The following is a 13203-nucleotide window of genomic DNA, read 5'->3' on the forward strand; positions in this document are numbered from 1 at the left end:
ACAGCCCTCACCAAGGCTGGGACGTCAGCCCAGGAAGAACGGGCCGAGTACGTCACGTCATGTCATCCCCGCCTGGGTCACCAGTTGGACCCAACGCCGTTGTTCGCGGCTCCGGCCGCGCAGGCCGGTGCTCAGCGCCACCCCGTCGAGACTGATCGTGCCGGCGGTGACGGGCTGCAACCCGACCACGGCACGGACCAGCGTGGTCTTGCCGGAGCCGGAGGCACCGACAATCCCGGTCGCCGAACCAGGCGCGACGGCGAGGGCGACGCCGTCCAGAGCCGGGACGTCCGAGCGACGGCCGAAGATGACCCGGAGGTCAGTTCGATCAACGAGAGGCCCGCCCCCAACTCCCCTGCGACCAGCGCTGTGTCGGTGGACGGTACACCGGCTGACATCTAACGACACCCCGTTAGAACGCAGGAGGCTGGTTGGTGAGATGGCCAGCTGTGCGTCTCCCAGCGCTTGCATGACCCCCTGGCCTGAATCGACCCCCGCCCGGCAAACCATGACTTTGATCATATTTCCCTGCGGGGGTGCGTGATGGGGTTGCGGACTGTCGTGTACAACTCACGAACTCCGCAAGGGGGAATGACGAAGTGAGACTCTTACGTGCGTCGGCGTGGCGGCACGTTGCCGCTGGTGCCGTGCTGGCGTTACTGGCGGGGGTGGGCACCGCAACAGCGGCCCCCGCTCCGCCTGCGCCCGGCCTGGATGCCTCTCCGGCGCAGGTGGCGGCAGCCGGACCGCAGGACCTCTCGGCCATCACCGCAGCGTCGCGGCCGGTGTCAGGTACGACCCCGTCGGCCGGCCCCAAGTTCTCCAAGTCGGGCACCGTCTGGCGGGTCATCACTCCGCGGGTAGTGCTACGGAACAGCGTGACCGACGCGGACGGCGATACCGCGAACCTGACGTTCCAGGTGTACACCGCGAACGCTGACGGTACTCCGAAGGCGCAGGTTGACCTTGACGGGTCGGGTGAGTACGGGGTGCTGGTGTCGCCGTATGTGGCCTCGGGCGCAACGGCGAGAGTGACGGTGCCGTACGGCATCCTGAAGCCCGGCGTGCTGTACAAGTTCCGCACCTCCGCCTTCGACGGCAGTCTGTACGAGACGAACTGGTCTCCGTGGGCGGACTTCCGTATCGAGCCGTACGTGAAGTTCCCTGCGGCGCAGACGTCGTCGACGATCGACAAGACCGCGCAGGAGATCATCGAGTTCACCCGCACGAATCCGGGGCCGGCTCTGCCGACGTTCGACGCGAACGGTGCGGTGAAGCGGGAAGCGACGCAGAAACGTACCTGCGGCAAGCAGGACGCCCAGGGGCGCACGCTGTGTATCGAGCTGTCGCCTCCCACCGCGGAGTCGCAGGCGCGCGCGATCAAGCGCGCCGAGGCGCTGCGCAAGGCCGAGGAGGCGAAGGCCCGCAAGGCCGGTAAGTCTCCTGCCGAGGCGGCTGAAGTTGCGGCTGTCGCGCCTGCTGTGGAGCTGGTCGACTGGTGCTGGGACAAGCCGGCGGGCAAGGACTACATGAGCCGCGGCGAAGCGTGCCTGAAGAACATCGGGTCGGCAACACTGGTGTTCATCGACCCAGACGATGTGCAGATCGGCACCGCCACGTTCGACATCGAGCAGCGGATCAAGGCGTACCCGAACAAGGGCGCGTCCGGGTCGAACTTCGCCGAGTTCGACCAGCAGATCGCCATCATGCCGGTCTCGATCGCCCCGGCGCTGGAAGGCGTCACGATGAAGTGGAACATCGGGTCGACGTGCTCGTCATGTGTGACGTCGAACGTGAAGTGGACGGACGGGCAGAACAACAACGCCGGACCGACCGCGTACTGGAACGTGAACGACGGTCCGCCGTACGGCGACCGGTGGGGACGGGTAACGACGCAGTGGAACGGCTCGGGCAAGGAGACCATCGGCCTGGGCTGGTCGGTGACCGCGACCGTCGACGCCAGCAGCACCGCAATCGCAACGGCGAACTTCGGAACCTCCGGGATCGACGAGGTAAAGGAGCTTGCGCCGCGCTGCGACAACTGGGTGGCGGGCTCGGCGCCGGGCTGTGTCCTGCCGTACTTCAAGCCGACCTGGACGCTGGACACCAACAAGTACCCGGCCGCTGGGGGGTACTACTGGTACATGCAGCAGGTGATGCCCGATCACGCCGGCTCCAAGCGGTGGGACTCACTGATGCACTACCTGGGCCCGGACACCCCCGTGAAGAACGGGGCCGGCAATCCGTGGAACTCGAACAACAGCCGTGACCGTGTCTGTGACAGCACCTGGAGCCTGCACCCGTCCGACACATCGGTGGGGACGGTCGACTGTGACGAGTACGCGATGGCCTCCACACACGAGTCCGGCGGCTACCCCAAGAGCGTCAACCTGGTGACGTCGGGCAGCAAGTGCGCCCAGCTGTTCACCGACAAGATGGGCGACGGATCGGCAAACTTCGGCCTCCTCGCGGACACCCGCACGGCGACGAACGGGCCAAGCGGTACGGAGCGGTGCGGGCGTGCAGCGATCCCGAGCGTGCAGAATGAGCAGGCATTCAGCGGATTCCCGGCACCCGCGTGGCGGCTGCTGGACGGAGACGGGTTCTTCGTGACCCTTCCGGGATTCGAGCACTGCACGTCAACCGCGACTACCTGCACGTGGAAAAAGATCGGCTGACACAGCCTGAGCGCCAGCACGGGAAAGCCGAAAAAAAGGGGGCCAGCCCTCGGGGCTGGCCCCCATCTTGTACGTGGTCAGCTGGTCAGGGGCTGCCACCGGTCTTCCTGTGCCGGGTCGATCCTGCTGCCCCAGACCAGCGCCCCGCCGATCAGGCCGGGCTTGTCCCGGATGGCCAGGGCCGGAGCTTCGAGCATGTCGGCAGCCTCTTCCAGGTAGCTGACCAGAGTGTCGAGCTCGTCGCCGGGGCCTTCGTTGTAGCGGGACCAGCGGCCCAGGTAGCCGGTGGCGGCATCCAGGTACAGACCCGAAGTGCCGTCCACCGCGCCGTGCGAGACCACCGGAATCCAGGTCGTCCTCCACACGGTGATCCGCTCGTCCTCGGGACGGTCGACGTTGAAGGTGTCCTCGTGGTCCTGAGCGTCCATCCGCCGCCGGTAGGCGGCAGCCACGTCGTCCAGGGTCATCAGAGCCTCACCACCCGGAAGACACCCCCAGCCCCAGCCGTTGACCCCGCCGTCGCCCGCCGTCAGCAGCCACAGGACATGCAGCTCGACGGGTATCCGGATGCCGAGGTCGCCTTCCACGGCAGCGATGGCAGTGGGGTCGGCACCGGCGCGGAGCGCCGCGTAGGAGTCAGGGGCGTTGTGCTGGAGCCAGCCAGTGATCCGCCGCCAGGCATCAGCGACCTCCCGCACGGTGACCGCGGCGGCAGCAGGGTCGGCAGGCTGGTCCTGGTCCTGCTCCTGGGCGTCCGTGGAGGGCTCGGGGGAGGAAGCCGCTCTCAGAAACCGTATCTCGATCCGGTCCTGCTCGCGGATGTAGCCGACGGACAGGTCGGGGCAGTCCTCGAACACCTCGCCGTCAACCGTCACGGTCAGAATGCCGGGCAGCCCCGAAGGCCGGCCCATGTCAGGGTCGTCGGCCAACTGGCCAGCCAGGACCTTCAGCGCGTAGGGAACGCCAGCCCCGAGCTGGGCGGCGATGTCGCGTACGTCCGGCTGGATTTCGACCTTCACAGCCTGTTGCTCCTCGCTGGTCGGATAAGGGCGGTACCCCTCACACAGTAGGACGCCCGCGCTCACCAGCGGGCGGTGCGCGTGTCCTGCCGTACGGAGTCGGGGCAGGCAGTGGTGGGCTCCCAAGTCACCGTCCGTTCCGTCGTTCCGGCTTGTAAGGGCTCCATCCCTTCAGGTGTGGTTCGAGCTCCTCCGGCGTCGGTTCACGCGTGTTCGGCATCCCCGGAAGCCGGGTCAAGGGGTCGATCGCCCGCGCGTAGCCGTACGCCCACTCCAACCAGCGCCGGGCCGAGTCCAGAGCCGATTCGTCCATGGCACCGTCCAGCTCGCCGAGACGACGTTCCAGTGCCGTGCAGTACGCACCAAGCGCAGCGGCCTCCCGCCAGCGTTCGGCCTCTTCACGCAGTACATCGGCGAGTTGATCCTCAACTGCTCGCGCCTTCGCCTCCTCCACGGCCGCTCGCCAGCGAACTGCACGCTCCGCCTTGGCCCGCTCCTCGCTGTCTCGGCGCCGAGCGTCCTCCACCACTCGCGCCTCGATCTCCCCAAGAATCAAGCCCAGGGCGTCCTCAAGCGACCGGCCCTTCCGATCCCGCCATCGGCCCGGCCGGCCAGACTGGCCGGAACGGCCGTGGTCAAGCTCGACCACGAGACGTGCGGAGCGCTCGGGATTCGTGGACTGTGGGAACTCCTGCCTGACGGTGACCGAGTACGCGAAGCCGTCGACGACCACGTCCACCCCGCCTTCACGCCGCGAGTAGGACAACCGGCCGCGCCTGACCTCGTAGCCCCGCCGCACCGCCTCGGCAGCCAGCGCCTGCAGCATCAGGAGCGACCGGCGACGGAGCACAGACGGAATCACCAACTGCCCCTCGTCGTCCCTGAGCGCAACCACAGCAGGATGCAGGGCACTCAGTCGCGCGGAGACCGGGACCACCGACGCATCGTCTCTCGGCCGCTGGCTCCGAGAGTTGGGATGCGGGCCCTCCACAAGGCGCATCTCCAACCCACGTGCACCGAAGCCCGCCTTCTCAATACGCTTGCCCTGCGGCTCCAAACCGTGCCGCTTCGCGTAATTGACAACGCGCCGCCACTCCGCAACCTCGTCGTCATCGGGGTCGGCAAGGCGGACACGCCCCTCGGTCGCCAGCCGCTCAATCAACTCCCGCGCCTTCGCCTGTCGAGCGCGTGCGACGGGCCGCTCACTGTAGGGCGTCAGGCTGCGCCTTCGGCTCGTGATCTCGCGCCGTTCTCCCCTTTTCGCCGGCGCCGCAGGTCCGGCGGACGCCCCGTGAACAGCGACGTCCGCGAACGCAGGGTCGTCCGGACGATGACCATGCCGAAGGTAGAACTGGCCGGCTTCAGTGACCTCGATACGCACGTCACCGCCACCGCGGCTGACCGTCAGGAGCCCGCGATCACGCAGGGCATGAGCCGAGCGCCATTCACCCGGCGCCCAGGCTCCGGGCTCCTCTCCGGCCGCGAGTCGTTCGAGAAGCACGCGTTGCCGTTCGTTCAGGGCCGACCACCGATGCACGAACACCAGCCCACACCGCACCCGCACACTCTGCATAGAGCCGAAAGAGTGACAGCGGGCGGTGGGAGTCTCCTGGGACTTTTCTGGGACTTCCGGCCGCATCAACAGGCATGAGTGTGAAACAGCAGAAAGGACATTAACGCAGGTCAGCAGCCAGGAGCCACCCATCGCGGCAGGTCACAGGACTCGCTGGTCTCTTCCGGGACATCTGACCGGCAGGGCGCAATATGTCTGCCCTTATCGTCGCCCGCCCTCGGTGCCCCATCAGCCTCCGCATGCGCCTTCCCCCCACTCCACCTCAGGGCTCAGCTCGTCGCGACCTGGCCCTGCCGGCCTTCGAGCATCCAGGCGATGACGTCGAACACACGCAGGACGCCGATGTCCTCACCGATACCCGCCTTGCCGCGGAGATGGATCAACTGATCATGGAAGGCACCATTGTCCACCCGCAGGGCCGCAGACAGCGCGGCCCAGAAGGAGTGGTCCACCTTCGGTCGCTCGAATAGCTGCTTGATGCGGATGTCGTAGATGGGGATGAGGTGCGGCCGCTTGCGGGCCAGCAATTTACCTGCGACAACCGGGCCGCTGCCGTCGGGTTTCCCTGGGTAGTGCTTGGTGCCGGCCAGGCGTTCCCACAACTCCCACACGGGTCCACCCTCCTCCATGAGCGCATCGCTTCCAGGATTCTCCAGGCGCGCGTCACGAGGGATATGCGACAGCAAGCGCGCCCAGTGCCCGTCGGGGTCGGTCAGCAAGTTGATCGCCCCGTGCGGCTCCAGGGAGACGCTGAGCATGGTGATGGCTACCAGGTCGTTGCTGTCGAAGCGGTCTGCGACATGCTCGGCGTCCCCGCCCCCGCCCAGGCGCTCGAAGTGCGCGCCGGAATAGAACAGGTCACCGTTTGACCGTCGTCGGGTGAAGTACTCGACCAGCAGACTCACGGCGTTCTCGTCGTCCCAGTAGATCTCCGGGATCTTCAATCCGATCACCAGAGGCCCCCCACTCCCTCGCGCACAGTGATGCGTCGGCGGACTGTACATCAGCTGAGATCAGACGGCGGCTCGGGCGGAATGCGCCGCCGACACGTGTGCCTGCGCTGCACCGTTTTGAGGTATGGGATGGCTTCTTGCATTGGTCCAGGCGTAGACGTCGATGTCGTTGCCGACGGAGCAGTGGAAGACCAGAGCGGTGGCGGAGGAGACAGCGCAGAAACAGCTGACTACACGAGTGGGCGCACAGGCATAACTTCGAAGCGCAGCAACATAGCGCGGGATCGCCGGTTAGCCAAACCGGCGTTTCCCCGGATCATTGATGGTCCACCGCCACGACCTGCACCTACGTCGAAAGGAAACACCAAGACGGCTGTAATTTCAAAGCGTCGCGCGACTGTCGGCTATCTGGGCTACCGCAGAGTTTCCGTGGAACGGGTGCCGTGGGCGCTCATGTTCGCTCGAAGCGCGTCGCAGCATCCCAAGCTGACCTCGGGCGGGGTGGCCTACTCATCGGCATCAACCTCAGCGCGCAAGGTGTGGTGACCGACCCTCACTTACGTCACTTTGATCATTCCCGGGTCAGCACCGGGACCTACCGACCCTGCCGCGCGGCGCCACACATATTGAGCAGCTTCAAATCCCATTGGCTGCACGCAAGCCGCACCCCCTTAGCAACTAAAGCATTCGAATTGCACAGACAGGCCAACGATATGCAAAGCACCCGTTACAGCCCTACACACATCCGCGCCACCTGGGACGGAACGGGGAGCGTGGAAGACGCTTCGAGGGCGTTGGGGTTCTCTCGGGCGAAGGGCTACGACCTTGTGCGTCGCGGGGAGTTCCCGTGCCGCGTGCTACGCATCGGCCGTAGCACGCGTATCGTCACCGCGTCCATGCTCCGCGTGCTCGAAAGTGGAGTGCCGGAGTGCAACGTTGCCCACGCCAGCCGCTGCACTCCGTCATAGCCCCTGCGACACGACACCCCGCCGAGCCCGTCGGGGCTTCGTCGTGCGCGGGAGCCCGTATGGCGTGCCTGCAGGAAAGCGGACCGCATTGCGGTACAACTGCCCTGACGTCCCAGGTCAGGTCCCGGGTAGCGGGTAGCGATCGGCAGCGGGCTGCGTGTAGGGATGCCACCCACTACCAGGCCCGCGGAGCGATGCGGCCGCGTGATGAAGCGGGCAAATACTAGGCGGTGACGGGCGACGGGCTGGCGACCGCCGCGCCAGCAGTCCCATGGCGGTCGATCCACGCGGTCCCCGCAATGTCGGAGGGAAAGGCAGTGCCGCAGACGCCTCCCAAGGCGTTGGGCTTTGCAGGGGCTAACGCTGCGACCTGGTTGCTCGCGAAGAATTCCGAGGTCTGATGCCGCGCATCGGCCGTAAAACGCGTGTCGTCACCGCGCCCTTGCGTCGCGGTGCTCGAGAGAGGATGCACCGAGTGCAACGGGGCTCAAGGCGGACGCGGAAACTCACCTACTCAGAAGCCCCGCCGGGCCGCACCTGCGGGGCTTCTCGTCGCACTCCGCTCTCACAGACGCCCCTATGACGCGGGGGTGCGGGCGATCGACCAGGCCGTCGGCGGCCTGGTCCGCGGCGAGGCCGCCTGGGCCGCCTGCGACCTGGCGAACCGACGGAAACTGCTCGAGCAGATGCAGGCAGCCACCCGCCGAAGCGGCCGAGGCGTGGGTGCGCGCGGCCGTCGTCTACAAGCAGCTGCCCGGCGAAGAATGGATCACCGGCCCCTAACCGGTGCTGACCTCCCTCGGCGCGCTCACCGCCAGCATCACCGCCCTGGCCGCCTGGCACCACGGAGGAGGTGCGGGAGCGCACGGGCTTCGCCCAACTTCACCCGTCCGACACCGCAGGCGTCGGCGTCGTGCTCGGTGCCGGCAACATCACCTCGGTCCCCATCCTGGGCGTGCTCTACGGGCTGTACGCGCACAACAGAGTGGTGGCCCTCAAACTGAACCCGGTCACCGACGGCGTCCTCGACGTCTTCAACCGAGTACTGGCGCCGCTGATCGACCTCGGGCGGTCCGGGTCCTCACCAGTGGCGCCGACGTCGGGACGTACCTGGTGCACCACCCGAAGGTCCGCCACGTCCACATGACCGGCAGCGCCGCGACCCATGACGCGATCGTCTTCGGTACGGGTACCGAGGGCGCCAGCCGCAAGAAGGCGGCACACCGCTGCTTGACAAGCCGGCCACCAGCGAACTGGGCAAGGTCTCCCCCACGATCGTGCTGCCGGGCGGCTGGTCCGAGGCGGACCTGCGCTGCCAGGCCGACCACATCGCCACCCAGAAGCTGCACAACAACAGCTACAACTGCGTAGCCAGCCAGGCGGTCGTCGTCAGTGCCGACTGGGCGCAGAAGGACCGCTTCCTGGCCCACCTGCGAGCCGCGCTGGCCGACGCACCCGCCCGTCCCCGCACTACCCCGGCAGCGACGACCGGGCGCCCACGCCCTCGACACGTACGGCGACGACGCCGAACGGCTCGGAGCAGGCCGCGTGCTGATCACAGGTCCCGCCCCGGCGGAACCCGGACCAGCTCTGACCACGGAGCACTCCGCCCCCGTCCTCGCCATGCTGAAACTCCCCGGTGACCCGCGCCAATTCCTCGCCGAGGCGGTCCGCACCACCAACGAGGAGTTCGCCGGCACCCTCGCGTGAACCTCATCGCGCATCCGAGCACGATGGCCGTGCTCAGCCCCGCGCTGGACGAAGCTGTCTCCGAACTCCGCTACGGCACCATTGCGTTGACCGCCTGGATCGGCGTCGGCTATCTCACCGCAACCGCAACCGCCTCCTGGGATACTTTCCCCAGGCACACCCCTCACGACGCGGAGAGCGGCATCGGCGTCGTGCACAACGCGCTCCTCCCGGACGGGCCCGAGCGCACCGTGGCCCGGAGCCCGTTCCACCCTGCGCACCAGGCGCTCCTGCACGGGGTTCAGCTTGATCGGGCGGGCACTCTGGGCACCGATGCAGCACGCCCGTCGCTTCCTGTACCAAAGCGGCAGAGCATCCGCCTCACCCCGCAGCCAGGCTCTGCGCTCGACGACCGGCGGGCAGGGCCCGGCTCAGGGCAAACTCATCGCCAACGAGACAGGGCGGGGTCGGCGCATGGCCCCGCCCACGGGGTTCCCAGCTGTCTCTCTGGCCGGGCTCTCGCCTCGTCCCGGCCTCGAGGGGTCCAGAAGCTACTCACGGTGTGGACTTTCCGACGCGGAGGGAGTCATGGACACGTCGCTCGTCACAGAGAGCTGGTGAGGCGCCCTGATTTTAGAAGAAGTGTTTGCGTCCACCGACCGCGCGACCGGTCGCACCCAGGATCCACAGGATGGCGCCAACCAGAATGAGGATGCCGCCGATCGTCGTCAGCAGACCCATGCCGACAAGCCAGCCGATGATCAGCAGAATAAGCCCAAGAATGATCATTTTAAACCCCATCGTCAATTCGGGCTCAGGCGCGTGTGCGTATGAGCTTCACAAGGGCCTGAGTTCGTCCCTGGTGGGTAGACCCGACCAGCTCCGAATGCCAGGACCTCGGTGCGATAGCCCTTGTGCCCGGCGACACGGTGTTCACGCCCTCCTTCGAAACTTCGTTCAGTACGCCATCTCCTCAACCGTCCTCTGCTCCGGATGGTCCTTCCACCCGGACGGTTTGGACGTTGGTGACGGAGACACCGGGCAGCGGCGCCTACGGGCAGGTCCTCAGGTCCAAGGGCTCCTTCACCCTCGCCAGCCGGCCCTGGATGACGGGACTGTGACCGCAGGCCGGTTCGGTGGCCCGCTTCGAGCCTTCCTCTGCTCACGACAGCGCCAGCCCTTATGCGCAGGAACTCGTCTTCATCGGCACCCAGATGGACGCGGAGCTGCTGCAGGACGACCTGAACGGCTGCCTCAGATGGTGCCCCGCCGAGTGGTGTAGTCACTGGCCGAGCTGATTCGGTTTCAGCTGTGGTGAAAGCTGGCGATCGTCCGCGGCCGGTTGCGTCGTGAGGAGGCCGCACGAGGCACCGACCGCATCGTGCCCGGCAGCGCAGCCGATCTCACGACGAGGCCGCACCGGAGAGCTCCGGTGCGGCCTCGTCGTCTCACGGCTCCGCGCACATGCCCCACCAGGATGGTCCTCGGCGGGGCCTCGCCGTATCACCCGCCTATCACACAGCCATCACCAACTGGGCGGCCCCTGCCGGACCAGGAGGCCCTGACCTGCGATTTTATGCCCGCGCTGGACTGGCGTAGACGCCCCTGGACGGTCTCTACAACCTGTGCCATGTAGTACCCAGGGAGGGCCCCAAGATCAGGATCGGAGCCTCTTCTGGCCCGTCAAAGCGGTATTGCAGGGGGTTCGGTGGTGTCTCGCTCACCCGTCAGACCCTCTCATCTCTCACGGACGCCCCTATAACCCGGGGGTGCGGGAAACCGGTCTGACCAGGTTGAAGACCTCGCGGGCGGCATATCGCTTGAGGCATCGGATGATCTCACGGCGGGTCTTGCCCTCCTGGGTTCGGCGTTCGTAGTACGCCTGGGTGCGCGGGTCGTGTCGCAGCCGGGTGAACACGATGCGGTGCAGGGCGGCGTTCGCCTGGCGGTCGCCGCCGTGGTTGAGCCGGCGCGTGCTCCGCCGGCCCGAGGAGTACTCGACGGGGCTGACTCGGCAAAGGGCGGCAAAGGATGCCTCGGTGTTCAGCCGCTCGGGGTTGTCTCCCATGGTGATCAGGAGCGTGACGGCACTGTCCGGGCCGATGCCCACCGGTACGAGCAGCTGCGGGGCGTGGCGCTCGACGAGCCGCGTCAAGCGCCGGTTCAGCTCATCGATCTGCCCGGTGAGCTGCTCGATGCGCTCGGCGAGCATACTCAGGGTCATATGGGTGGCCTGGGCCACCGCGTCCTCGTCGCCCCCGCCGTCGCACAGGCCAAGGCGCGCGCACGTGCGGAACAACTCGGCATTGCCCAGGCTCGACAACCGCTCCCGCAAGGCGGGGTCAGCTATGACCAGGACGGCCTTGAGCTGGTTGATCGCCTGGGTGCGGGCCTTGACCGCGGAGTCCTTGGCGAGTTTGAACATCCGAGCGCTGTGCACCGGACCGTCGCCGGTTTTGGCCCGGGCCCGGGCGCGACCGCTGAGCACAGCCCGCGCAGCAGCCTGCGCATCGAGCGGGTCCGACTTCCCGAGCAGACGGCGGGCCGAGCGGTCGGGCCGGTTCACTTCGAACACCTCGACGCGCTGAGCCAGCAGGTAGCGGGACAGGCCCGCGCCGAAGGTACCGGTGCCCTCCACACCAGCCCGGCGCACCACCCCCAGCCTGCGGGCCCAGACGAGCAGCCGACGGTAGCCGGTCGCCGTGGCCGGAAAGGACTCAGTGCCCAGGACCTCCCCCAGAGGGGAGACCACCGCGGCAACATGAATCTCGCCGTGCGTGTCCACGCCCAGGACGACCTCGCCCGGAACGGGAGGATCCGTGCTGGAGGAGGTGCTGCTCTGTCGGGTCGTCATGATTGGTTCGCCTCCCGCGTGGTGACGTACTGGGTGGCTGGCACCGGCCTGCTCGGGCGGTCTGAACCGTGATGGCGCCTGAACTTCGGCAAGGCCCCTATTGGGACACGCCCTGTGGCTCGGTGACAGCAGACACCATCCCGCAACGACAGTCGACAAGCCTGTGACTGGACACTTCGGTCATAGATCTCATGAGTCAGACCCCGCCCGGGATAGCACCACGCAACAGTCCCACCAGGACCGGCACAACGACATGATCCGATCACTGCCGGATAGGTTCGTCCGAACCGGTGCTCAACCTGGCCTGGACGGGCTGACAGTGAGTTGACTTCTCGTCCGCCCATGACCGGCATTGACGGCCAGCCGTGTGGCCCGCCTTACCGGGAGTCCGTCGTCGGCCATGGCACGAACGGGCTGGACGAAGCCAACTTCGGGGGCGACGGCGGCGGCACCCTCACCGACCCGGCCAACGAGTGCAACATCGCTCAGGATTACGTCTACCTCTCCATCCAGGTGACCCAGAACTGCGCTGTCAACGACGGCAGTTGGATCGACGACGCCTCCAAGGTCACGTCCTACGACGTCGCCCCGGCCGACAACGCCACCGGCGAGACCCGCTTCATCGCCCCGCTCGCGGCCGACGCGGAGAGCCCCTCGACGTGGATCGCGGGCGGCCGTCACGTGTGGGTGCAGACTCACGGGTACGCCATCCGCAGCGGCGACGAGTGGGCCAGCGTGACGACCTCGGAGCCGACCACACCGCGACGGCCGTCGCGGCCTCCGGCGGCAAGGTCTACGCGGCCTGGTGCGGCCCCTGCAACAACCAGGGCTCCGCCCGCGGCATCTCCGTCGGCAACGCTGGGGGCACCTCCCGGACGGAGTCTGGGGGAGGCACCGGCTGGCACGACATCACGCTCCCGGTCGACGGGACCGTACCCAACCGCTACCTCTGCGGCTTCGCCGTCGACCCGAAGAACGCCGGCCACGTGGTCATCACGGTCAACGGCTTCCCCGGGCAGTGGACCGAGGGCCCGGGCCCGGGTGCGCGTGTCGGCCATGTCTTCGAGTCCAAGGACGGCGGCACCACCTGGAAGGACATCTCCAGGAACTTCCCTGACGTGCCGGCCGACTCCGCCATCGTCACACCGTAGGGCGGCCTCGCCGTCGGCACCGACCTCGGTGTCGTCTACCGCGCCCGGGCCGAAGCACCTGGCAGCGCGTCGGCGACCTCCCGGCCGTCGCCGTGCTCCAACTGAAGCTGGGCCTTGACGGCCGCACCCTGTACGCGGCCACGCACGGCCGCGGCATCTACTCGATCAAGGTGCGCGACTTCGGCTGACGGTGACGACGAGGAGGGGTGGCCGGGCCGATCGCCGGGTCATCCCTCCTTCGCATACGGCACCACACTCACGTACAGCGTGAACGCAACGCGCGACGCGCCCCCCTCACATCCGGAGGGCGCCACCGGC

At 67.4% G+C, this 13203-nt stretch carries 9 protein-coding genes and 3 pseudogenes; 5 read left to right on the forward strand and 7 right to left on the reverse strand.

All coding sequences use genetic code 11. The features are described from left to right. Positions 1 to 57: 57 nt before the first annotated feature. The gene (locus PV734_RS07965) at positions 58 to 522 is read right to left on the reverse strand and encodes an ATP-binding cassette domain-containing protein (RefSeq protein WP_319289081.1); all 465 of its coding nucleotides are present in this window, start codon (positions 520 to 522) and stop codon (positions 58 to 60) included. 263 nt (positions 523 to 785) lie between these two features. Here PV734_RS07965 and PV734_RS07970 point away from each other — a divergent pair, with 263 nt between their 5' ends. Continuing rightward, on the forward strand, positions 786 to 2678 hold the full coding sequence (locus PV734_RS07970) for a hypothetical protein (RefSeq protein ID WP_319289082.1): 1893 nt from the start codon (positions 786 to 788) through the stop codon (positions 2676 to 2678). A 77-nt stretch (positions 2679 to 2755) separates the two neighbouring features. Here the strand turns inward: PV734_RS07970 and PV734_RS07975 are convergent, their stop codons facing one another. The 3 genes from PV734_RS07975 to PV734_RS07985 all read right to left on the reverse strand — a co-directional run bounded on the left by PV734_RS07975 (position 2756) and on the right by PV734_RS07985 (position 6223). Beyond that, positions 2756 to 3697, reverse strand: coding sequence for a hypothetical protein (locus PV734_RS07975; protein ID WP_319289083.1), 942 nt, complete (start codon positions 3695 to 3697; stop codon positions 2756 to 2758). A gap of 127 nt (positions 3698 to 3824) precedes the next feature. Next, positions 3825 to 5078: a hypothetical protein gene (locus tag PV734_RS07980; RefSeq protein WP_319289084.1), complete on the reverse strand. Its 1254-nt coding sequence runs from the start codon at positions 5076 to 5078 to the stop codon at positions 3825 to 3827. A 461-nt stretch (positions 5079 to 5539) separates the two neighbouring features. Further along, entirely contained in the window at positions 5540 to 6223 is a 684-nt protein-coding gene (locus PV734_RS07985) for a DUF6308 family protein (RefSeq protein WP_319289085.1), read from the reverse strand. 1821 nt (positions 6224 to 8044) lie between these two features. On the opposite strand from PV734_RS07985, the gene PV734_RS07995 reads away from it, so the two are divergent. Beyond that, complete coding sequence (locus PV734_RS07995) at positions 8045 to 8338, forward strand: hypothetical protein (RefSeq protein ID WP_319289086.1); 294 nt, start codon at positions 8045 to 8047, stop codon at positions 8336 to 8338. A gap of 245 nt (positions 8339 to 8583) precedes the next feature. Next, positions 8584 to 8901, forward strand: coding sequence for a hypothetical protein (locus PV734_RS08000; protein ID WP_319289087.1), 318 nt, complete (start codon positions 8584 to 8586; stop codon positions 8899 to 8901). A 612-nt stretch (positions 8902 to 9513) separates the two neighbouring features. Here the strand turns inward: PV734_RS08000 and PV734_RS08005 are convergent. Next, positions 9514 to 9669, reverse strand: coding sequence for a hypothetical protein (locus tag PV734_RS08005; RefSeq protein ID WP_319289088.1), 156 nt, complete (start codon positions 9667 to 9669; stop codon positions 9514 to 9516). A 169-nt stretch (positions 9670 to 9838) separates the two neighbouring features. Between PV734_RS08005 and PV734_RS08010 the strand changes: the two are divergent. After that, positions 9839 to 10136, forward strand: a pseudogene (locus PV734_RS08010) (GTP-binding protein); the annotation flags it as partial. Positions 10137 to 10505: 369 nt separating this feature from the next. Here the strand turns inward: PV734_RS08010 and PV734_RS08015 are convergent. Beyond that, a pseudogene (locus tag PV734_RS08015) lies at positions 10506 to 10604 on the reverse strand (3-oxoadipate enol-lactone hydrolase); the annotation flags it as partial. 32 nt (positions 10605 to 10636) lie between these two features. Next, positions 10637 to 11665, reverse strand: a complete 1029-nt coding sequence (locus tag PV734_RS08020; protein WP_319289090.1) for an IS110 family transposase — start codon at positions 11663 to 11665, stop codon at positions 10637 to 10639. A gap of 492 nt (positions 11666 to 12157) precedes the next feature. Here PV734_RS08020 and PV734_RS08025 point away from each other — a divergent pair. Further along, positions 12158 to 13073: pseudogene (locus PV734_RS08025) on the forward strand (glycosyl hydrolase); the annotation flags it as partial. Positions 13074 to 13203: the final 130 nt, after the last annotated feature.

The sequence above is a fragment of the Streptomyces sp. AK08-02 genome (assembly GCF_033795085.1).
In the GTDB taxonomy this organism is placed as follows: domain Bacteria; phylum Actinomycetota; class Actinomycetes; order Streptomycetales; family Streptomycetaceae; genus Streptomyces; species Streptomyces echiniscabiei.

What these genes read in the sequence shown, in the direction of transcription:
- PV734_RS07965 (WP_319289081.1), bottom strand. Translation starts at nt 522, where the DNA reads ATGATCAAAGTCATGGTTTGCCGGGCGGGGGTCGATTCAGGCCAGGGG.
- PV734_RS08005 (WP_319289088.1), bottom strand. Translation starts at nt 9,669, where the DNA reads ATGATCATTCTTGGGCTTATTCTGCTGATCATCGGCTGGCTTGTCGGC.